This is a genomic window from Sphingomonas sp. BT-65 (assembly GCF_026107375.2).
Lineage (GTDB): Bacteria > Pseudomonadota > Alphaproteobacteria > Sphingomonadales > Sphingomonadaceae > Sphingomonas.
In genome coordinates this window covers 688,872-708,964 of sequence record NZ_JAPCIA010000002.1, presented here as the reverse complement: position 1 = coordinate 708,964, position 20,093 = coordinate 688,872, and the positions used below count along the sequence as shown (strand labels likewise).

Genomic DNA, 20,093 nt, shown 5'->3' with positions numbered 1-20,093 from the left:
CCTGAGCTCGTTCCCGCTCGATGTGGCTGCGGATCCCTGACCGCTATGGGGTCGTCTGCTGCCTGTCCGCTGCTGGCGCGGCGTCGTCACTGCCGAACGGCGTCAAATGGGTGGAAAGGGGACATTCGGGTGCCCTGCAAGGTTGCGCTAGAACAGCCCCCTAACATCGCTGCGCGCCACAAACATTCGGTCTTTCTTCGGTCGGCCCCTGTCGTACTCGTCAAGGACGAGATTGGCGTCTGCGATGAAGGTTTCGATCTCAGCGAGGGCGTTGTCCACGTTAGACCACTGTTCGAAGGACGGGCCTTCAAGCGCTTGCCGCATCGACGCCAAAGCCTGCCTTGTGCCAGTGCCGCCTGTTGCCATTTCCGAAAGTCCGGGGGCGGAAGCGAAGAGGTGTGCGCTTGAGCCCAATTGCAGTAGCCCCATGCGGCGACTCAAAACGTCGAGGCGCTTCTCGATCTGCCGAAGCTTCGCGAGATAGGCCTTTTTCGCAATCGGCAGAAACAAGTTGTCGAACTTGCGCCAGAGTTGGCCAAATTCCATATCTCAGCCGCTCCGAACCGCTTCGTCTCGATCCGTTTGTTGCTGGAATGCCCGACGTCCGCAATGGGGTCGGAAGCCGGCAGCCTTTGGGCGGCATCGGAAAAATGCGGACGCCTCGCGTTGAGCTAATCAGCGGAGCGAACAAGCCAAAATCCAACCGCGCCGGCTATCGCAATTATGACAGCGATCAGAGCCGCTGTTCCCGGCGTCAGATACATGTTCGAGACCAGGGTCCACAGTGTCTGCTTCGGCGGAGGATTGGTGGGATCGAAGAGGACGGCGTGGGTTCGCACGGGGATCACGCAGAAGATCAGTGCCGCCGCTGCGACGGTAAGGATGCCAATCTTCCACCACATAGTTTTTGCCCCCGTCCGACACCAAGCTACTATGGGACTGAAACGTCCGCAATCTGGCATCGGGGGAGCAGCTTCGAACGGCGGAGAAGGAGTCGTTAGCCGACCGTCCCCTGCTGGAGCAGCGGCGTCGTCACCGCCAAACGGCCCAAAATGGGGTGAAAGCAGACGTTAGATTTGGAGTCGCTCGGACGCCCTCGGGATCGCTCGACCCATCCAGTCGTGCCCGCTGATGGCCGCTTCATCGCCCCAATGAAGCTCGTCCCCGTCCACCCAGAAGTGGAACGGCCCGCTCCTCTCAAGATTAAGTTTCACGCCTACACGCGCACCGTTAGAAGTCAGAGCTTCAATTCCCACCACTTCCGAGCCTTGCAGCGCCGGGAATAGGGATTCAGTGACGTCTGCGAGGTCCGTCCGACCATAGTTGCCCAAGTCGATCGGAGAATCGAGCGGACCATCGTCAGCGATCATCCGCTCTCCGTCTCCGGCAACCTGAAGGCGCAGGGCTTTGCCACCGTCGAAAGTGAGTTGTAGCCGCAGCGGCTTTCCGCTCACTTCGCCAGCAAAGATGTGTCGGTTCGCTGTGATGGAGTTTAGCCTCATAACCTGCATGCTGACCTAGGCAGCTTATGTCCGCAATGGGGTCGTGAGCTGCAGTTCGATCTGCGCCTCGTTGGCTTGGCTGCTACGCGCCCAAAATTCGGACGTTCAGTCCGCCTGTGGACAATCCTGAAAGCGGCTGGTGCTGTCGCAGCTACCGGTGGGGAAACATTCTACTTTCGCGTCTGGCTCAATGAGTATCATCAGCAGACGGCTGCGCCGAGCCATCCTGCAGCGGGTGCAGTTGCCCTCGCTTCGGCAAGGCTCGCGCGGCCCGGAAGCCGCCGGGGCGATGTCCGACTGATTATCAGCGTCATGCATTGGGAAACGTTGCACGGGGGACAAGTTTACCACCGGCATCGCACGAACCTGTGCAGTCTTCGCTGCCACGGTGTTGCTCAAGAGTGACGGTAGATCACGATGGCGCGTTCAAGCCCTTGTGGCGTCGCACAAATACACCATCTTGGGGCTATCGAATCCGCCGCTACCGCACGCGCTGTTCCTGACGCGTGCGTACTCACCGGCGCCTTCACTAAGTGTGTGTTCTGATGCGTATCATTCTAACAGCCGTGACCATTGTCGCGGCCCTCCCCTCCATTGCGATTGCTCAGGTTGCTGCCGCTGGCAGGCCGAGCGCCGCGCCGACGGCGCCTGATGGTACGCCGGCGTTCGGCATCGAACCCATTTTCGGCATTATGGGCGACCATGAACACTTCGATTACGAACCCGGCGCCGCAAGGATTCCGTTTGTCGGGCGCGATCTCGATGGGGGCTTGTACAGGGTGTGATCGCGCATTTCTGACGCATCGAATTGGGCGGCGGGCGCCGGACAGCATCCTGCCTCGTCGTCCATAACTATAACGCCGCTAGATCTGGGAATTATGCATCGAACTTCACTGGTTCATCACCTACATCTTGGCCGGCGTTATCGCCGTGATGGTCGGTGTCTGCGTGTGGACGCTGGCAGACGCTGCTCGCTTGCGCGCGCGCAGGAGAGCGGCTGGTCGTTAGCCTGGGAGCGGCCAAGAGCATCGCAGATGGAGGCGGGTGCGCGTAGTTCAGTTGTCTGCTCTATGTAGCCTGAACTCGGAAAGCTGCCAGTCTGCCACCGGCCCAGAATTCGCCCCGATCCATCAAAGGCAAGCTGGTGTTGCTGGAGCTGTGACCCCGCTTTCCCAATTGGCTGCGCCAGAGCTCAATTGCCGCTTGGGTCGCTCCCGGGCTGCAGCACGTTCCAATATTCGCGAAGCGCGCGTACGCGCTCTCCCTGGACCTCGAATATGATCGCTTCGAAATTCCGGTACCCGCCCGGCGGCAAGCTCTCCGCGGTCGTCTCGAACACGGCGGTGTTGCCGGCGATGGTGATGTGGGTTGCGGCACTGCGCAGCCTGTTGCCCGCCTTGCGATGATAGGCGGCCCAGGCGAGCAGCTGCGCCTTCCCGGCTGGTCCTTCGTGGAGCCCTGCGAAAGCGCCTTGCGGGAAATAGAACTGGAAGTCGTCGGTGGTCATGTCGAGAAAAGGCTGCCAGTCGCCTTTCTCCCAGGCCTTGCGGAACAATATCCAGGCGCGCGTGGCGACGGCGCGGGTTTGCGCGTTCGCGGCCACGTTCCATACGGGGCGTTCGGCCTCGGGCATTGGCGGGAAGCTGCGCGCGGCGGCCGACTGTGCGCCCGCGCTTCCGGGTGCCAGAGCCAGCGCGCCGATCGCGATCGCTGCGCGGAATGAGTGCAATTGCCTTACGTTCATGGGCTGCTCCCTAGGTGGGCCGACAACATTAGCCCGGCAGACTGATCAACGCTCTCATGAGTTTGGTGCCATTCTGATCAGTTCTGCTAATAAGGCGCCATGGAGCTTCGCCATTTGCGAACCTTTGTCGCGCTTGCCGAGGAGCAGCATTTCGGGCGTGCGGCATCACGGCTGCGCGCGACCCAGTCCGCCGTGAGCCAGCAGCTCAAGCGCCTCGAGGACGTCGTCGGGGTCGAACTGATATCGCGCAGCCGTGCGCATGTTGCGCTGACCGCCGCCGGGCAGGCTTTTCTTGAAGAGGCCCGCAGCACGCTCGCCCAGGCCGATCAGGCGGTCGATGCGGCGCGCCGTGCGGCGGCAGGCCAGCTTGGCAGGCTGTCGCTGGCACTCAGCACGCCGGCGCTCCACAGCTCTGTCCCTGGCTGGATCCGGCGATTTCATGCCAATCACCGCGATATCGCGCTCGCTGTGCAGGTGAGGGCGAGCGACGAGCAGGAGGACCTGCTGCGATCGGGCGACATCGATATCGGTTTCACCAGTCTCGCGCCAATCGATCCCGCGCTGGAGGCGCTCGAGATCGGAAGAGAGCGGTTCGCGATCGCGCTGCCCGATGATCACAGGCTCGCGACCCGTACCTCCCTCGCACTCGCCGCGCTTCGCGGGGAGCCAGTGATCATGGTCCGCCGTGGGGCGGGGCCTGCGATCTTCGACGATATCGCGGCGCATTGCCGGCGGGCAGGCTTCGACCTGCGCGTGGCGCAGGAAGTCGTGGCGTTTCCAAGCATCATCGGGCTCGTGAGCGCAGGGATGGGTATCGCCTTCGTGCCGCCCTCGCTCGCTTCGCTGGGCGGCGGCATGACTCTCGTGCCGATCGAAGGGGACGCACCCACGCTACCGCTTTATATGACCCACCGGTGCGATCGCTGCTCCCCCGCAGCCCGCCGAATGCTCTCCTTCGTGGCGGACGCCTTCGAGAACGCGGCTGCGACAGGCGCTTTGCGTTAGCCGGCCTCAGGGTAATCGCACGCGCCGCAACCTTTGGTGCGTGTGCCGCGCCGATCGGGTGACGAACCCCACCGGACCCACCGCGCGTCCGGTGCGGCGCCAACGGTCATTTCTCCACGGTTGACATTGTACACCAACGCCCCGTAGGTTGACGTTGTCAACCCAACTGCCGGGGATTCGTACGATGTTCTCAATGCTTGGACGATTCGCGTTTCGCTTCCGATGGTCGGTGCTTCTCACCTCCGGCTTGTTCCTCGCATTCGCGATCCTTTGGGGAAGCGGCGTGTTCGGCAGGCTGACCACGGGCGGGCTTGCCCCCCAAGCCGCCGAAGTCACCAGGGCGAACGATCTGCTGGATTCGCATTTTGGCCATCGCCCCGGCGATCCTGATGTCGTGGCGGTCTTCGACGACGAATCCGGCGCACGCACGGTCGACGATCCGACTTTCGCGGGTCCCGTCCAGAGGGCGCTGGGCGCGCTCCCTGCTGCCCAGGTCATGTCGGTTGTCAGCTACTGGACGCCCGGCCTCACGCCCGAGCAGCGCGCCAAGCTGGTCAGCCCGGATCGGCACGCGACCTATGCGGTGCTCACCCTGCATGGAGCCGACGAGACCGCACGAATGAAGGCCTATGGCGAGATCCAGCATCTCATCCGGGCTGACAGCGGCATTGCGACCTACCTGGGCGGCGGGCTGACCAGCGTCTTCGAGCTGCAGCGGGAGGCGACCGCGAACCTCGCCACCGCCCAGGCGATCTCCCTGCCGATCCTGCTGGTGCTCCTGATCCTTTTCTATCGCGGCCTCGTGGCAGCACTGATCCCGGTGACGCTCGGCGTGTTCGTGATCGTCGGGTCGCTCGTCGTCCTTCGCCTGCTCACCGGCTTTACCGAAATCTCGATCTTCGCACTGGAGATCGTCGTGCTGATCGGGCTGGGACTGGCCGTGGACTATGGGCTGTTCATCGTCAGCAGGTTCCGCGAGGAACTCGAGCGCCGCGCCGGCGACCTTGCGGAGGCAGTCGTCGCGACCACGGCCACCGCCGGGCGTACCGTCGCCATTTCGGGCCTCATCGTCATCAGCGGGTTGAGCGCGCTCTTCCTATTCCCGCAGCCCATTTCCCATTCCTTCGCCTTCGGCGGCATCAGTGTGGTCCTGCTCAACATCGTTGCAGCAGTCGTGGTGCTTCCCGCCCTGCTCGCCGTGCTCGGGCGCCGGGTGAATGCCGGGCGGGTTCCATTGCCGCGGTTCGGCCGCTCCGGCGGCGATCCGGCGAACGGCGGCTGGGCGCGGCTCGCCCGGCTCGTCGGCCGGCGCCCCGCCATCTCGCTGGTGCTTGGCGTCCTCGCGCTCCTGATCGCTGCAGCGCCGCTTCTCGAACTGCGGCCGGGGCTCACCAACCATCGCTACCTGCCCGCCGACAGCCACAGCCAGATCGTCGCGGGCTATACGGGCGGCGTATTCCCCCAGCATGGTCCCGCCGGGATGGTACTCGATGTCGCCGTGCAAGGGACGCTCGATCGCCAGGGTCTGGATAGCTACCTTGCGCGCCTGCGCGGTCTGCCAGGAGCGGCCGGTGCGCGGGTGCACCTGGCCGATCCGGCGCTCACTTGGATCAAGATCGACTATCGCGGCGAGGCCGACGACTCGGGGCCCTTGCAACTGGTGCGGGACGTCCGTGCGGCGACGCCCCCTGCCGGGACCAGCGTGCTCGTCGGCGGTCATGGCGGTGCCGCGATCAGTCTGGACAACAGCGCGGCCACGCTTGCCGCATTGCCGCTTGCGCTCGAGTTCATCGCCACGGTGACGCTCATCCTGCTCGCCCTTGCATTCCGTTCGGTCTGGGTCCCGGTCAAGGCGGTGCTGTGCGCGCTTCTCTCGCTTGCGGCCTCGCTTGGCATCGTCGTCTGGGCCTTTCAGCTCGGCGGACTTGCCGGTCTGCTCGATTTCCAGGTGGTCGGTACCACCGACCTCTGGACGTTGGGGTTGATCGTCACGATCGCGTTCGGACTGGTCACCGACTATGAGATGTTCCTCGTCAGCCGGATCCGCGAAGCCTATCTGGCGACCGGAGACAACCGGCAGGCCATCGCTATCGGTCTGCAGCAGACCGGCTCCATCATCACGCGCGCCGCTGTCCTGATGATTGTCGTGCTCGCGACCATGGGGCTCACCGCAGGGTCGCTTTTCCTCATCACCTTCGGCATCGGCATGACGCTTTCAGTGGTGATCGATGCGACGCTCGTGCGGTCGATTATCGTCCCCGCCGCGATGCAGTTGCTCGGGACGGCGAACTGGTGGGCTCCGCGTCCTCTAGCCTGGCTCAGTGACCGGCTCGGCCTCAGCGAAGGAGATAATGAGGACGACGCGACGCGCGGTGCCATCGCCGTCTGACTCTCAATGCTTGCGCGAGAGCGCTCGCTGGTGACCGTCGTTCGGCGGCGCAGTGCTGGGGTTCCGACAGCATGGCCGAGCAGCCGCGCCGGCCCGGCCGTGTCCAGCGTGGTTGACATTGGGTGCCGGGACGCATCTCAGGCAAACATGGAGACGACACGCGATACCATCCTGGCCGCTGCGGCCGAGCTTCTGGACCAGTCAGGACCGGAGGGCGTTACCTTGCGCGGCGTCGCGCAGATCGCCGGCCTCTCGCACAACGCGCCCTACAAGCACTTCCGGGACAAGGAAGCGCTGCTCGCCGGTGTTGCGGCGCGCGAATTGCGGGTAAGAACCGCGGCAATGGCTGGGACCATCGCTGCTTCGAGCGATCCGCTGACCGCTTTGCGCGAACTGGCATATGATCACATCCGCTGGGGCCTGCAGTATCCCAACCGGTTCCGGCTGATCTTCGGCCGCTGGGAGCGTCACGACGAAGACCTTGCGGATGCCGCCAGCGAAACCTTGCGCCTGTTCATCGAAGCGATCGCGCTCGTTCGCAGCGCCGGAAAAATAAGGCCTGGCGACAATGAGCGCACGGCGGCCTTGCTCATGTCGCTCATCCACGGCGCGATGGAAATGGCGCTGGGCGGACATCTGTCGGCGGAAGGCAAGGGTCGGTCCGATCCGCAGGGACTGGTCGACGATCTCATCGACATGCTGAAGATGTAACTTCCCCTGCCGGGCCAGGAGTCTCATTTATTGAAAAACAAGTATTTAACTGCATCCGTCGCAACAATACCAAACATAGAACACAAGTATTCCAAGCTGCCACAGCACAATTCTGATCACATGGAGATGACAGCTTCGCGTTCCACAGCCGTCGTTCAGGCTGCCTCCGGACGATCCCGAAAACCGCCCTTCGTTCAGATTGCGGCCGGGCGTCCGCTATTGGGTGGGAAGCGGATGGTCGGCTCTATGGCGTCGTGTTGTTGTTTCCGACCGCTTGTCCATCCCTTCCCGAAGATGAGGCGCGCCAGCCTATCTAACGATCAAGAGCGACAATGCCGATTGATGGCAGCAGCCGCCTTGTAGACCGACACCTTGGACCAAACGCCATCCCTGACGAGGTGCATGACACTTCCTCGTCCCTGAAGTAGACCGGCCCCGCCGCCCCTTCCTCTGGCATGCCGCAAGCTACCAAGCTCGCGACTGGACTTGCCGTCGAGCTTCACGAGCGTGATGCGGTTGGCGTCGTCGCTGTAGCCGCCGCCCAGCATCACGATGTCGTCCTTCACGGCGATGGCCTTCGCTCCGGCTACGCTGTTCGACCAGAATACCGGTTCACCGCCGCTGATCCGGGCGATTGGAAAGTCCGTGTAGAAGCAGGCCCATAAGTCGGTGCCGGAGAGCGTCATGGCATACGAGTCAGCAATCGAGTGGTTCTCGCGAACTTGCTCGTTGAACGACCACAGCGGCGTGCCAAAGGCGTCGAACTGGACGATCCCCCCGGACGACACCGGCCAGCTTCCGTCCCTGTTCGGGCCTCCGAACACACCTTCGTCGAAATAGCCTACCCATATCGTGCCGTCCGTCGAGCACAGTAGATTTTCGATCCCGTCGCCGAGGATCATCTTGCGCTCCATCCGTCCGTCAGCCGCATGGATACGCCCGTTCTTCTCGCCCTCTTCAGCGCGCGATGCGGCGACGAGCCACCTGCCGTCTGCCATCTGATCAACGATAGGATGCGCACCCGATGGCATGATCGCAACATCGGTCTCGGCTATCCCGTCGAAGATCGACAGCCGCATGTCGGCATCCCAGACTTTGGGATATTTCCGCGACTGGTCGTCGCCGTTCACGGCCTCCCACCAGCGCATGTGTTCGGCATGAACATCCTTGCGTGTGCGGATGACGGCCAATCGTCCATCGGCCAGCGCAGTGTAGCCATAATCGAACCAGCCCTCGGGCGTTGCCGGAAGCGGGATCATCTCCGCTACGGTTTCAAGTTCGATCATGGCCCAACGCTCGCAGTTAGGTGCGGCGAGCGCAAGCGTTCACCCGATTGCAAATCGGAATGGCGAACGCCGAACATGAATGTCTGGAATCGGAGCGCTTGTCGGTCGCTTGAACGTCCGCAATGGGTCGTTAGCGGCCCGTCTGCTGCTGGCACCGCGCAACAAGGGCGGGAACGTCGATTGATGGGTGGATAGCGTACATTGAACTGATAGCGTGCAGCGCGATCAGAAGCCTAGTTGCCGCTTCAGTTTGCTCCAAATCGAAATGCGGGCCGTGGAAGGAAGCGGACGACCGCCAAGACGAGCGGATGGCTGAGCATCAAAGACCGTATGAAGCATTGTCTTGGTTAGTCCCGCTGGAGCCGCGATGCTTGCTGAAGAGGTTTCCTGTAGCACATCGTCAATGAAAACTTGAACGATGTCAGCGTTGGCCCAGAGAGTTATCTGATCGTGAGCCTGTTCAAGCTCACCCAGTTCTCCTCCGTTAGGAGCTATAAATTGCACCGTTGACCGACCCGGTAGGTGAAGCTCGTCCGCCCACGGCTCAAGCCAAACAAGCATGGACTCGCTCCCATCGTTAGTGAAACTCAACGTGGAAGCTGGATTGCTCATAAGTGAGTGATACTGATCGCAAGAGTGTCCGCAATCAGTTGGTGAGCAGTCACTCGATCTGGAATTCACCGGTCCGGCGGCTACGCGCCCTCATTCCGGTCATCCAGCCGGTCCGCGGGAGCATCCAAAAGCGGTCGCTACGACAAACTGCGACAGTCGGGCCTGCTCGGTATAACCGAACCGCTCGAGATCGCTGCCTAAGGGAATCCTATATTTGTCATAGGCCAGATTGTTGTCGCCACACCACTGGCATCGGTCTATCTAGATTCGACTAGATAGTGGGTCCGTCACGCTATAATTTCTACTTCATTTTGATTCTCTATCCTGATGCTTAAGGCTCTCTTGAAGATCAGCTTCCCCATTAACATCGGATATAACGAAATTCATTCGATCGCCTGGCTTCTGCCAGCATAGGAATATATTCTTAGATTCTAGTGCTCGTCCCTCAAATATTGGGTAGTATATTACTCTAAGTATATATCCAAACTCATCAGAATATGATGTATATTTAGCATATATCTTTGCGCCATCATCGATGATTTCCAGATACTGCTGATAGCAGCTTTCGATATCTGTTTGATTAGCTTCAATAGGCTTTTCTGCAATGGCGACAAATGGAGGGATGATCATAATTGCCTCTCATTTCTTGTCAGGGTTGAACCAAGGGGTCATAAATGGCGCAAACCAGACAGTGCCAGCGCCGGGGGAACCTGACGACCCCCAGCGTATCAGGCGAACGCCTGTATTGCTGCATAGCCCTACTGCAATCTCGATACGCCACCTGACATTGGAAGTACCGCTGGGCTCCCGCTTTCGGATTACGGTCGTAAAGTGGGTCCGGGTCGGGCGTCTGCTATTGGGTGGTCAGGCGACAGGCGGCTTTAAGTTGTAACTGGGTGAAAGCAGTCAATTAAGCGCCGACACGGGAGGGAGCAGATCGATGCTCGAAGGGCGAGACTGGTTCGCGATGGGTGGGGCTCCGGCCGAAGAGTTGTCATATCTCCGGGCGGTTGCGCCTCACGATCTGCCCGAACGGTATCTCGATCTGCTCGCGTTCAGTAATGGTGGCGAAGGCCCGTTGCCGAGCCGGCCCCATAACATGTGCTTGGACCCTGCGGGAACGGTGGCGGTTACAATCGAAAGTGCGAACCACGGGCAAGCGGACCTGCAGGGCTTTCTCGTCTTCGGTAGTAATGGTGGCGGTGAGTATATCGCGTTCGATACCCGCACCGGAACGCCATGGCCTGTCGTCACTATCGACATGGTAGCGGGCGGCGGCAGCGCCGAAGTCATCGCTCCTGACTTCGACGCTTTCTATGACCGCATTGGGATCGAGGAAGAGGCCGCTACGGGGTCGTGAGCAGGCGTCCAAGCTCAAACTCGCTGCGCTGGCGGCTACTCGCGCCCTTCCTCCGGCTCATTCGGCGTCCTTACGGTCGCGCATATTTCGGCGAAGACTAACGACTGCTTTCCACCCAAAAGCTGTAGGGTTGCGATCAGAGCCGGGGAGAAGGTTGCCGCCTTCCCTCGGCTCGTTTGTTACGTAACGGCCCAAGGTTAAAGCTGCCAAGGACGTTACGTAACGGAATTGACGAGCGCGCTCGCGTGACGTAACGGGGGCGGCATGGTTCTAAGCAATGCAGAGCGACAGCGCCGTTTTCGCCAGCGGCTCAAAACCCAGGCGGATCAGGGCGTCACGCCCGAGATGATCGAGCGCGCCGCTAGGCTCATGTGGGAGTATGTCCGAAAGCAGGAGGCGGAGACCGGGCAGCCCGATCCGGGACCATTCGGCGAGCGCCTGCAATTCTGGAGATCGCGGAAGGGGAGGGGCTATTGGGACGAGCTGATGCCGGTGGATGATGATCCTGAACTTTGGGGCGAGTTCGGCGCCGAAGCGGACCTAATGGCGAAGGTCGCGGCTGTCGTGCGCGCAGTGCGGTTACCGCCAGATGAAGGCACTTAGGCCATGAGGGCGACCAATCCCCACGCCTGGGTTATTGCGAATCGTAGTCAGCGACGTGGTGACCGGGCCTATTCTGCCCGGTCACTTAAGCATGAAATAGCGGGTCTCTAAACCGGCGCGGCCTGGTGATAGGCGAGGGACAGCGCCTGATGCATTGCATAGGCTCGCGCTTCACTTCCATAAACGCCTTTGGCCGCATCCGCGAGCCGGTCAGCCGCAACAATGGCCTGCGCCCGCTGGGCAATCTCACCCTTGCCGTCGATGATCGCCTGCAACCGAAGAACGGTCGCTTCACTCTCGGCGTGCTTGCGCTGGCAATCAGCAAGCAATCGCTCGACCGCATCAAGACGCGTGGTCAGCGCATCTATCCGCCGGTCCTGCGCTGCCATCAGCTTGTCGGTCGCGCCGTCGAGACGGGCCTCCCGCTTATCGAGACGCCCAGCCATCCATTCGACGAACCATTTGACCATGAAGAAGCCGCCACCAGCCCCCGCGCCCGCGCCCGCGAACACGCCGATTTGCTCGACCAGACTTGCCGCATTCACGCCCGCACCTGTGCTGCGTTGCCGGAGTCGGTCATGTCGCACCTGTGCCATCACGTGAGCGCCACCGAACCGGTCTTGACAGTCGTCCCGTCCGAATATTTCACCTTGAAAAGCAGGTTGTGCCCGGTCTCGTCGATCGTGCAGAGAACCTGCCCAGCTTCGAGATACACATCGCCGGGTACAGAGTTCGGCGCGCTCCACCGGAAGAACGGCACATTGAACGCCGCCTCCGCCCGACCGTGAAAGGCCTCCGTCAACACGCCGGCCTTTGCGACATAACCGGCGTAAATGCCGTATTCCCCACCCGATGTTGCATTGGTCAGGATGCCGGTCGTGGCTGCTGCGGCGACCAAGGTGGCGGACCGGCGAGGCCAGTAATGCGAACCGCGTTCGTCAAGACCCCTCGCCCAGTCCGCGACCTCGGCGTTGTGCAGCCGACCAGCGCCAGTCTGATTGTCTTGGACGTCAGTCAGTGCCGCAACGATCGAACCCGGATTACCGAAGAAAACCGGACGACCGGAGGCGCGGACATTGGCCCAGGAGTTCTGCCCATCAGCGTAAATGGCGTAGTGACCAAGCGAACTGTCCGAGGTCACAGTGATGACCGCGAAACTATTGCCGCTGCCAGACTCGCTGATCTCGTGATTTCCATCAACGTCGTTTGCGTTGTTTCCAATCAGCGTGAGGTTTGAAACCGACGATCCGGTGATTTCGCCCCACCAGCCCTTGTCGCCGTTTAGCCAGGCCTTGAAATTAGAAACGGCGTGGCCGTTGCCATCGATGTTGATGCCCGTACCATGGCACCCGTAAGCCTCGATATTCGAAATGTTGTGAGACGTGCGGATCGTATCCGCGAAGGGCAGGTCGCCGCACAGATCAAAGCCGTCGAAATAGTGCCGGTTGCTCTTGCAGTTCGCGACCGTCATATTGTAGCAGCGTGCGTCCGTCCCGCTAATCTCACCCTTCCAGAACTTCAGGCCGGACTCACCGCACCGCTCGGTCTGAATGTTGAGCGCGAAGCCGTCTGCGTTGCGGGCAAAGGTGACGCCGTTGAAGCTCGAATATCGGACGCGGATATTCTCGGCTCGGTTGCCAAGGCCAGATTGCCCGTCGATGTTCCAGAAGAACACGGCACCAACCCCGCCCTTGCCCCCGTGAATATCGATGTTTCGAACCGTCGAGTTCCGGCTGCTATAAATACCGATGACCACAAACCGACCGGTGATGTTTTCCACCAGGACGTTTTCAGAATTGCCCTGAAAGCCGATCGACGGGCCGATCTGCTGGTTTTGCTGCGCGGTGGTCAGGCTCGCCCAAATGTCCTGATCGTTGATCGTGGGCTGGTAGCCGTCATTCGACAGCGCAACCGTGGGGGTATGGTTCCAATCATTGGGATCGCGCAGGATCGTCCACGGCACGGTCTTGTTGATCAGGTTGACCGCGCTGACGATCGAGTCGGTTCCGTTCAGCACTTCCAGCACCGGGCCGTCGCAAATGATCGTGCTTTGCGCTCCTTCACCCACCCACAAGACCTGCCCAGTGTAAGCGACTGCATCGCTCAAGAAATAATTCGCTGGTGGGATTCTGACCGTTTTCCCGGTGTTGGTCGCGGCCTGAAAAGCGGGGAGGTCATCAGTGACCCCATCGCCTACAGCGCCGAAGTCTTTTACGGAGACAAACTCGTCCAACTTGCTTTGCAGCGGTCGGATTACAGCACCCGTGCCCGATGCTGTCGCAGTTAAAGAAGCCGCCTCCTGCCTCACCCATGCCCCGACGCTCAGCGCCGTGCTGTCGGCCTTGATAATGTTCTCGTCGTCGGCTTGGCCAGTGAAGTCGCCGAGGGTCCAGAAGAATGTGCCGTCCTCAACATCGGTCGGGTCCTGAACGAGAAACGCCGTCCCCTCTGCCACAGGCGACGCCTTGAGGTCGGCTAGAGTGAAATACGTGTTGTTGGTCGACATATCTGCTCTCCGTGACACCCGAGTCGAGCTCGGGCCACGGGAGAACTTGCATCCCGGTTCCAACATGTATCCAACAAACCGTGTCACACCCCCTCCAGGGACAGCAGGCGCAATGGACGCAACCCTCAACCGGGAGATGGCTGTCGTGTCGCGCCTGTTCCGCTCCTGGCCCGGCATCGTCACCGCCGAACGGCCTAAAATGGGTGGTTAGCTGACGTTCCGCCGATGGTAGCGCCAGCGCCTGAAAGCCTGCACCGTCCCGCCAGCGATTTCGCTTAGAGACAAAATGAGCAGCCCTGCGAAAAGGAAGCAAGCAGCACGCATCGTGACATTGATAAGGGGTGAAAACCCGCTTTCCCACGGGCGCGGTAAGAGCACCATCACTCCAAGGAAGATGAAAATAGCTAGAACCACGCCAGTTCCGCCCAGCGTTACTCTCACCTTGGGTGCGTTCATGCGCAGATGATCGCGGGCAAGGAGGACAAGCCACACGCCCACAATCAAGCACAACCATTGAACGCCGTCATAAACAGTCATGTCGCCCCCTTCGGCGGCAAGTTATTGATGAAGCTCAACGTCCGCAATGGGGTCGCTTGCTAACAGACCGCTTTTGGTTCGTCGCTCCAGCGCCGGAACGACCGATATTGGGTGGATTGCGGTCCGGCAGCTTTTGGCAAATACACCGATGTCAGCCGACGCACGCCTGAGAGGATACGGCCATGGTACGTCTAGGATCGGTGATACTCGTCGTCGGCTTGGCGGCTTGTACGTCGGGTTCAGGCGCGCCTGTCGGGACTGCGATTTATGTCCCCCGACGAGACTGGGCGGCCAGGGTAGTGTGATGTTTATTCCTGCTACTGCCACGCCATTACCTGAACGGCCTGATGCACTGCTTCTCCGTACAGTTTTGAAGAAGCTGGAAGGACCAGAAACTTGTATCACTCCCGTCCTCACGTATCCGCCATTTGCAGCTTTGCGAAGAGACATGATCGAAGCAGGGAGCCATGCTTTGGGGACGCCGGCTGATCGTGCCGCTTTCGTTCGATCGCGCATCGGACAGTGGCGAGGCGGGAATTTGCCTGCTGATCGCGGTCTTGAAGCTCGTTTGACGGAAGCAATCATCGCTATCGTTGAACGAGATAAGCACTTGCCCCTAGCTCGATTCGAGGGACGTCGAACGGATGGACCCAAACTATCCGCGACCTGGCTTTCACATGGTCAATCGCTTGGCGAACAAGGCAATTGCAGGCAGATTACGCTGAACGACGAACCAGTCTTTCTCTACAAAGGCTTCATCGACCGCGAGCGCGCCCGCGACGCGGCCGAGCGTCGCCTCAGCCGGCGCGTTGGAGAAGGACATAGTTGCCGTCATATCCGATACGGCGGCTGACCCGGTCCTTGACCGCGATCACGCGGCCGGTCGGGACCTGGGTCGAGCGACCGCGATTATAGGCCTCGTCGAGCGACGAGGGCGCCACCGTCTTGCCGAGGCGCCCGAGCGCTTCCGTCGCGAGACGCTTGATGCCTACGATCGGCGCAGGCTTGCCGGTGAAGGGCGAGCGCTCGGCCTTGGCGTAAAGCCCGTAGCCGATCTGGACGAGCCTGCCGTCGCGGGTCGCCCGCCTGAGCGCGCGGCCGACCGCATCATAGCTGCCGAGCGAGGCGAAATCGCTGCGCAGGAACACGTTGCGCTTCGAGCGGCGAATCTTCTTTTCGATCGCATCCGCGATCGTGTTCGTCGGCTGGGCGGTTTTCGCACCCGCCTTGCGATAGCGGCCGCGGCCGACGCGCACGAGCTTCCTGTCCCTGACCAGCTGACCGAGCACACGGCCCACCGAATCATAATCGGCGTCCGCCGCAAGATCGGCGCGTGCGAGGGTGCCGCCAGAGGCGAAGCGATCCATGATGCGGGTGGCGAGCGTGCCCATATTCTCAACCAAAATACGACGTTTCCGACATCCATATACGGCCTGCGCACCGGGAGTTCAATGTCGCGCCTGTCTGTGCCCGGGTACCGGGGCGCTAGCCAGACGGCCAGCGCCGGCTGCGCATCGCCGAACCGCCATCTTTTCCCGAACGCGGTCAACCCTGCCCCGCCGATTCCCGATCGAGCGGGCGTCGGCGATGCGCAGTTCCTTGCGGCGACCGAAGTCGGGCTGAGGGCAAACGCTGCCGCTCGCGTATTAGCGGCATGGAGTGCGGGGGGCAGGAATATTCGGCTGAATCGCGGGACGCGTCCGGCGATATCGCGCGATCGCCAGCCCGATCGCCCAGCGACCGGTGCTCACGCCCCGGCGGGCCGAAATGAGATCGTCCGGAAGGGAGGCCGACAGCAGCGCCGTATCGAGGACGGACGACGCGCCTGCCCATGCCTACGCCTATATGGACGCGTTTCGATGCGTGCTCGCCACCGCGGTGGCGTTCGGCCACGCATGGGCGCTCCTGATCCGCGATTACCAGCCGAGCCGAAGCGTGGCGGTCGACGCGCTCTATTTCGCGGCGGGATTCGCCCATGCGAGCGTGATCCTGTTCTTCGTGCTGAGCGGTTACTGGATCACCAAGAGCGTCGTTGGCCGCGTCCGCGCCGGATGGGACTGGCGTCTGTATCTGATCGACCGGTTGAGCCGGCTGATGATCGTTCTGGTGCCGGCGCTCGCGCTCAGCGGCCTGCTCGATTCGATAGCGCTGTACGCGTTGAACTCCCCGACGCACCTCGGCGCGACCGATACCTTCGTCCTGCGGACCGACGTCGCCGCCAATCTTCAGCCCGAGGTGCTCGCCGGCAATCTGCTCTTCCTCCAGGATATCCTCGTCAGGCCTTACGGTTCGAACGGCCCGCTCTGGAGCCTCGCGTTCGAGTTCTGGTACTATGTCTGGTTTCCGGCGCTGCTGCTGAGCTGGCGCCTGCGCCGGCCTTCCCTGGGCCTCCTGGCGCTGCTGTTCGCGTTCCTGACGCCGTATCTGGCGCTCGGCTTCCTCTCCTGGCTCTGTGGGGCGCTGCTCTATTTCCTCGAAGCGCGGCTCCGGTCGCGCGCGCACCTGCCGTTGCTGCGCGGCCTCGGGCCCGTCCTCGCTGCGGGCGCGCTGTTCGCCGGCGTCCTGTTCTGGGGACGCACGGGCGATTTCAGCATCGAGGACCCATTGCTCGCGCTTGCCTTCGCCTTCTTCCTGCTGACGCTGCTGCTCACCAATCCGCGCCCCGTGCCGGGCCTGCGAAGGCTTGCCGCCTATGGCGCGGCGGCGAGCTTTTCGCTCTACGCGACACACTTTCCGCTGATGGCCTTTGCCACCGGGCTTTTCCTCGGCGCGCAGCGCCTCGCGCCCACTCCGGCGGCGATCGGGCTTGTCGGTTTGACGCTCGCCGGCTCGCTCGCCGCCGCCTGGCTCTTCAGCCGATTGACCGAAGCGCGGACCGGCACGCTCCGCAGAACGCTGCGTCGCATGCTCGTGCCACCGTCAGCGAGAAGACGTCCGTCCGGCAGTGCCTCCGCATCCGACGGGCAGAACGACTAGCCCGTGGACAGACGCGAGGCGCCGCGTCAGCCGCTCTCGAGCTCGTCCAATATCGGGCAGTCGGGCCGGGCATCGCCATGGCAGCGGCGCGCGAGATCGAGCAGCGTCGCCTGCATCGCCTCGAGCGCCTTGGCCTTGCGGCCGAGCTCGGCGGCTCGCGCCTCGGCCAGATCCTTGACCTCGCTGCTCGACCGGCTGCGATCCGACCAGAGCGCGAGCAGCGTCTCGATCTCCGCGACCGGAAAGCCGAGGTCGCGCGCATTGGCGATGAACCGCAGGCGGTGGACATCGGCCTCCGAATAGTCGCGATAGCCGCTGTCCCGACGCGGCGGCGACGGGATCAGCCCGATCTTCTCGTAATGCCGGATCATCCGCTGCGAGACGCCGCTCGCGTTCGAGGCCTGGCCGATGTTCACAGCTTCACCGCGTTCAACCGCAGCGCATTGAGCACGACGGTGAAGCTCGACAGCGCCATCGCCGCGCCGGCGAACATCGGCGACATGAGGATGCCCGCGACCGGATAGAGCACGCCCGCCGCGACGGGCACGCCGATGCCGTTGAACAGGAACGAGAAGAACAGGTTCTGGCGGATGTTCGCCATCGTGGCACGGGCGAGCCGGCGCGCGCGCACCATCGCCGAGAGATCGCCCTTGGTCAGCGTCATGCCGGCGCTTTCGATCGCGACGTCGGTGCCGGTCCCCATCGCCACGCCGACATCGGCAGCGGCGAGCGCGGGGGCGTCGTTGATGCCGTCGCCCGCCATCGCGACGCGGGCACCCTTCGCCTTGAGCTCGCCGACGATCCGTGCCTTGTCCTCGGGGCGAAGATCGGCGTGCACTTCGTCGATGCCGCCGATGGTGCGGGCGATGGCCTCGGCGGTGCCGCGGCTGTCGCCGGTCAGCATGACGATGCGCAGGCCCTCGGCGTGGAGCGCCGCGATCGCCTCGCGCGCCGATGTCTTGATCGGATCGGCGACGGCGAGGAGTCCCGCGACCTTGCCGTCGATCGCGACCAGCATCACGCCAGCCCCGCTGCTGCGATGCCGTTCGGCAGCTGCCTCGAGCGGCGCGGGATCGGCGCCCACCCGGCGCATCTGCGCGGCATTGCCAACCACGACCGTTCGCGCGCCGACGCGCCCGCTGATACCGAGGCCGGTCTGGGAGTCGAACGCGTCGACGCTATCGAGCTTGAGCCCGCGCTCCTCGGCCGCCGCGACGATGGCATGGGCGAGCGGATGCTCCGACCGGCTCTCGACCGCCGCGGCGGCGGCCAGCAGCGCGTCCTCGTCCAACCCCTCTGCGGGCTCGATCGCGACCAGCTTCGGCCGGCCCTCCGTGAGCGTGCCGGTCTTGTCGATCACCAGCGTGTCGACCTTCTCGAGCGCCTGGAGCGCTTCGGCGTTCTTGATCAGCACGCCGGCATGCGCGCCGCGCCCGGTGCCGACCATCACCGACATCGGAGTCGCGAGGCCGAGCGCACAGGGACAGGCGATGATCAGCACGGCGATCGCGTTGAGCAGCGCATGGCCGAAGGCAGGCTCCGGGCCGACCAGATTCCAGACGATAAAGGCCAGAACCGCGATCAGCACGACCAGCGGCACGAACCAGCCCGAGATGCGGTCGGCGACGGTCTGGATCGGGGCGCGGCTGCGCTGCGCTTCGGCGACCATCTTGACGATGCGCGCGAGCACCGTGTCCGAACCCACCGCGCGCGCTTCCATCACCAGGCTGCCGGTGCCGTTGACCGTGCCGCCGGTAACCTGCGCGCCCGCTTCCTTGAGCACGGGGGCGGGCTCGCCGGTCAGCATCGACTCGTCGACCGACGAGCGGCCTTCGAGCACGACCCCGTCGACCGGCACCGCTTCGCCGGGGCGCACGCGCAGCCGGTCGCCGGCCACGATATCGGCCAGGGTCACTTCGGACTCGCTGCCGTCCGCGCCGATCCGGCGCGCGAGCTTGGGCGCCAGGTCCAGGAGCGCGCGGATCGCGCGTCCGGTGGCCGCGCGGGCCCTGAGCTCGAGCACCTGCCCCAGCAGGACCAGCGTCACCACCACCCCGGCAGCCTCGTAATAGACCGGCACCATCATGCCATGCTGGCGGAAGCTCGGCGGGAAGAGCTGGGGTGCGACCGTCGCGACCAGGCTGTAGAGGAACGCCGCCCCGACGCCGATCGCGATCAGGGTGAACATGTTGTAGTGGCGCGACTTGAGCGACGCCCAGCCGCGCTCGAAGAAGGGCAGGCCGCCCCACAGCACGATCGGCGCGGTGAGCGCGAGTTGGACCCAAGGCGACGCCGCGGGGCTCACGAGCTGGAGCCCGAGCATTTCCGCGCCCATCGACACGGCGAGCAGCGGTACGGTGAGAATGGCCGAGACCCACAGCCGGCGCGTGAAGTCGACCAGCTCGGGGTTGGGCTTGTCGTCGAGCGTCGGCTCCTCGGGCTCGAGCGCCATGCCGCAGATCGGGCAGGTGCCGGGGCCCTCCCGCCGGATCTGCGGATGCATCGGGCAGGTCCACATCGCGCCCGGCGTCCCCTCGGGCTCGGGACGCGGTGCATCGCTCAGATAGCGCTCGGGATCGGCCAGGAACTTGGTCCGGCAACCGGCGCTGCAGAAATGGAACTCCTCGCCATCATGCCAGGCATGATGCTGCGTCTTCGCCGGATCGACGGTCATCCCGCAGACCGGATCCTTGACCTGTTCTGCGGCGTCGGCCGCCGGTTCGCCGTCAGTCGAGCAGCAGCCCTTGCCGTGGCCGTGACTGTGCGCGTGGTGGTCGTGATTCATGCGTCGATTCCTCCAACGCAGTATCAGATAAGGTCTGACACGATGTCAGGGTCAAGCGGGAAAATCCGGACGGCACG

General features: G+C 62.9%; 19 protein-coding genes. 7 read left to right on the top strand and 12 right to left on the bottom strand.

Annotated elements, in window-relative coordinates:
• Positions 1–147: 147 nt before the first annotated feature.
• Positions 148–546 (bottom strand): hypothetical protein, encoded by a 399-nt coding sequence (locus OK349_RS17850; RefSeq protein WP_265119258.1) that lies wholly within the window; start codon positions 544–546, stop codon positions 148–150.
• A gap of 524 nt (positions 547–1,070) precedes the next feature.
• Positions 1,071–1,370 (bottom strand): hypothetical protein, encoded by a 300-nt coding sequence (locus OK349_RS17845; protein WP_265119257.1) that lies wholly within the window; start codon positions 1,368–1,370, stop codon positions 1,071–1,073.
• Between the two features lie 698 nt (positions 1,371–2,068).
• Between OK349_RS17845 and OK349_RS17840 the strand changes: the two genes are divergently transcribed.
• Positions 2,069–2,287 carry a hypothetical protein gene (locus OK349_RS17840; RefSeq protein ID WP_265119256.1) on the top strand — a complete coding sequence of 73 codons (219 nt, stop codon included), beginning with the start codon at positions 2,069–2,071 and terminating at the stop codon, positions 2,285–2,287.
• Between the two features lie 407 nt (positions 2,288–2,694).
• On the opposite strand, the gene OK349_RS17835 is transcribed toward OK349_RS17840, so the two are convergent.
• Positions 2,695–3,246 (bottom strand): nuclear transport factor 2 family protein, encoded by a 552-nt coding sequence (locus OK349_RS17835; RefSeq protein WP_265119255.1) that lies wholly within the window; start codon positions 3,244–3,246, stop codon positions 2,695–2,697.
• A gap of 99 nt (positions 3,247–3,345) precedes the next feature.
• On the opposite strand from OK349_RS17835, the gene OK349_RS17830 reads away from it, so the two are divergent.
• The 3 genes from OK349_RS17830 to OK349_RS17820 all read left to right on the top strand — a co-directional run bounded on the left by OK349_RS17830 (position 3,346) and on the right by OK349_RS17820 (position 7,351).
• Positions 3,346–4,251, top strand: a complete 906-nt coding sequence (locus OK349_RS17830; protein ID WP_265119254.1) for a LysR family transcriptional regulator — start codon at positions 3,346–3,348, stop codon at positions 4,249–4,251.
• Between the two features lie 184 nt (positions 4,252–4,435).
• Positions 4,436–6,640, top strand: a complete 2,205-nt coding sequence (locus OK349_RS17825; RefSeq protein ID WP_265119253.1) for an MMPL family transporter — start codon at positions 4,436–4,438, stop codon at positions 6,638–6,640.
• 147 nt (positions 6,641–6,787) lie between these two features.
• Positions 6,788–7,351 carry a TetR/AcrR family transcriptional regulator gene (locus tag OK349_RS17820; RefSeq protein ID WP_265119252.1) on the top strand — a complete coding sequence of 188 codons (564 nt, stop codon included), beginning with the start codon at positions 6,788–6,790 and terminating at the stop codon, positions 7,349–7,351.
• Positions 7,352–7,671: 320 nt separating this feature from the next.
• Here OK349_RS17820 and OK349_RS17815 read toward each other — a convergent pair whose 3' ends face one another.
• Together OK349_RS17815 and OK349_RS17810 are read right to left on the bottom strand one after the other, a co-directional pair.
• Positions 7,672–8,637, bottom strand: a complete 966-nt coding sequence (locus OK349_RS17815; protein WP_265119251.1) for a hypothetical protein — start codon at positions 8,635–8,637, stop codon at positions 7,672–7,674.
• Between the two features lie 918 nt (positions 8,638–9,555).
• Positions 9,556–9,879 carry a hypothetical protein gene (locus OK349_RS17810; RefSeq protein ID WP_265119250.1) on the bottom strand — a complete coding sequence of 108 codons (324 nt, stop codon included), beginning with the start codon at positions 9,877–9,879 and terminating at the stop codon, positions 9,556–9,558.
• A gap of 310 nt (positions 9,880–10,189) precedes the next feature.
• Here OK349_RS17810 and OK349_RS17805 point away from each other — a divergent pair, with 310 nt between their 5' ends.
• Both OK349_RS17805 and OK349_RS17800 read left to right on the top strand, forming a co-directional pair.
• A complete protein-coding gene (locus OK349_RS17805) occupies positions 10,190–10,609 on the top strand; it encodes an SMI1/KNR4 family protein (protein ID WP_265119249.1) in 420 nt (139 codons plus the stop codon).
• Positions 10,610–10,873: 264 nt separating this feature from the next.
• Complete coding sequence (locus OK349_RS17800) at positions 10,874–11,212, top strand: hypothetical protein (protein WP_265119248.1); 339 nt, start codon at positions 10,874–10,876, stop codon at positions 11,210–11,212.
• 107 nt (positions 11,213–11,319) lie between these two features.
• Here the strand turns inward: OK349_RS17800 and OK349_RS17795 are convergent, their stop codons facing one another.
• The 5 genes from OK349_RS17795 to OK349_RS17775 all read right to left on the bottom strand — a co-directional run bounded on the left by OK349_RS17795 (position 11,320) and on the right by OK349_RS17775 (position 15,658).
• Positions 11,320–11,808 carry a hypothetical protein gene (locus OK349_RS17795; RefSeq protein WP_265119247.1) on the bottom strand — a complete coding sequence of 163 codons (489 nt, stop codon included), beginning with the start codon at positions 11,806–11,808 and terminating at the stop codon, positions 11,320–11,322.
• Positions 11,808–13,718, bottom strand: a complete 1,911-nt coding sequence (locus OK349_RS17790) for a tail spike protein (protein WP_265119246.1) — start codon at positions 13,716–13,718, stop codon at positions 11,808–11,810. The genes OK349_RS17795 and OK349_RS17790 overlap by 1 nt, the downstream gene beginning before the upstream one ends.
• Positions 13,719–13,925: 207 nt before the next feature.
• A complete protein-coding gene (locus OK349_RS17785; protein WP_265119245.1) occupies positions 13,926–14,255 on the bottom strand; it encodes a hypothetical protein in 330 nt (109 codons plus the stop codon).
• 673 nt (positions 14,256–14,928) lie between these two features.
• A complete protein-coding gene (locus tag OK349_RS17780; protein WP_265119244.1) occupies positions 14,929–15,078 on the bottom strand; it encodes a hypothetical protein in 150 nt (49 codons plus the stop codon).
• Complete coding sequence (locus tag OK349_RS17775) at positions 15,053–15,658, bottom strand: DUF6088 family protein (RefSeq protein ID WP_265119243.1); 606 nt, start codon at positions 15,656–15,658, stop codon at positions 15,053–15,055. Before OK349_RS17775 ends, OK349_RS17780 begins: the two co-directional genes overlap by 26 nt.
• Before the next feature lie 442 nt (positions 15,659–16,100).
• On the opposite strand from OK349_RS17775, the gene OK349_RS17770 reads away from it, so the two are divergent.
• Positions 16,101–17,231: an acyltransferase family protein gene (locus OK349_RS17770; protein ID WP_265119242.1), complete on the top strand. Its 1,131-nt coding sequence runs from the start codon at positions 16,101–16,103 to the stop codon at positions 17,229–17,231.
• 26 nt (positions 17,232–17,257) lie between these two features.
• Here the strand turns inward: OK349_RS17770 and cueR are convergent, their stop codons facing one another.
• Together cueR and OK349_RS17760 are read right to left on the bottom strand one after the other, a co-directional pair.
• Entirely contained in the window at positions 17,258–17,647 is a 390-nt protein-coding gene (gene cueR / locus OK349_RS17765) for a Cu(I)-responsive transcriptional regulator (RefSeq protein WP_265119241.1), read from the bottom strand.
• Positions 17,644–20,016 (bottom strand): heavy metal translocating P-type ATPase, encoded by a 2,373-nt coding sequence (locus OK349_RS17760; protein ID WP_265119240.1) that lies wholly within the window; start codon positions 20,014–20,016, stop codon positions 17,644–17,646. The genes cueR and OK349_RS17760 overlap by 4 nt, the downstream gene beginning before the upstream one ends.
• Positions 20,017–20,093: the final 77 nt, after the last annotated feature.

Bases quoted from the DNA above. Each gene is read 5' to 3' on its own strand.
- OK349_RS17850 (WP_265119258.1), bottom strand. From the start codon at position 546: ATGGAATTTGGCCAACTCTGGCGCAAGTTCGACAACTTGTTTCTGCCG.
- OK349_RS17845 (WP_265119257.1), bottom strand. From the start codon at position 1,370: ATGATCGCTGACGATGGTCCGCTCGATTCTCCGATCGACTTGGGCAAC.
- OK349_RS17835 (WP_265119255.1), bottom strand. From the start codon at position 3,246: ATGAACGTAAGGCAATTGCACTCATTCCGCGCAGCGATCGCGATCGGC.
- OK349_RS17830 (WP_265119254.1), top strand. From the start codon at position 3,346: ATGGAGCTTCGCCATTTGCGAACCTTTGTCGCGCTTGCCGAGGAGCAG.
- OK349_RS17825 (WP_265119253.1), top strand. From the start codon at position 4,436: ATGTTCTCAATGCTTGGACGATTCGCGTTTCGCTTCCGATGGTCGGTG.
- OK349_RS17820 (WP_265119252.1), top strand. From the start codon at position 6,788: ATGGAGACGACACGCGATACCATCCTGGCCGCTGCGGCCGAGCTTCTG.
- OK349_RS17815 (WP_265119251.1), bottom strand. From the start codon at position 8,637: ATGATCGAACTTGAAACCGTAGCGGAGATGATCCCGCTTCCGGCAACG.
- OK349_RS17810 (WP_265119250.1), bottom strand. From the start codon at position 9,879: ATGATCATCCCTCCATTTGTCGCCATTGCAGAAAAGCCTATTGAAGCT.
- OK349_RS17805 (WP_265119249.1), top strand. From the start codon at position 10,190: ATGCTCGAAGGGCGAGACTGGTTCGCGATGGGTGGGGCTCCGGCCGAA.
- OK349_RS17800 (WP_265119248.1), top strand. From the start codon at position 10,874: ATGGTTCTAAGCAATGCAGAGCGACAGCGCCGTTTTCGCCAGCGGCTC.
- OK349_RS17795 (WP_265119247.1), bottom strand. From the start codon at position 11,808: ATGGCACAGGTGCGACATGACCGACTCCGGCAACGCAGCACAGGTGCG.
- OK349_RS17790 (WP_265119246.1), bottom strand. From the start codon at position 13,718: ATGTCGACCAACAACACGTATTTCACTCTAGCCGACCTCAAGGCGTCG.
- OK349_RS17785 (WP_265119245.1), bottom strand. From the start codon at position 14,255: ATGACTGTTTATGACGGCGTTCAATGGTTGTGCTTGATTGTGGGCGTG.
- OK349_RS17780 (WP_265119244.1), bottom strand. From the start codon at position 15,078: ATGTCCTTCTCCAACGCGCCGGCTGAGGCGACGCTCGGCCGCGTCGCG.
- OK349_RS17770 (WP_265119242.1), top strand. From the start codon at position 16,101: ATGGACGCGTTTCGATGCGTGCTCGCCACCGCGGTGGCGTTCGGCCAC.
- OK349_RS17760 (WP_265119240.1), bottom strand. From the start codon at position 20,016: ATGAATCACGACCACCACGCGCACAGTCACGGCCACGGCAAGGGCTGC.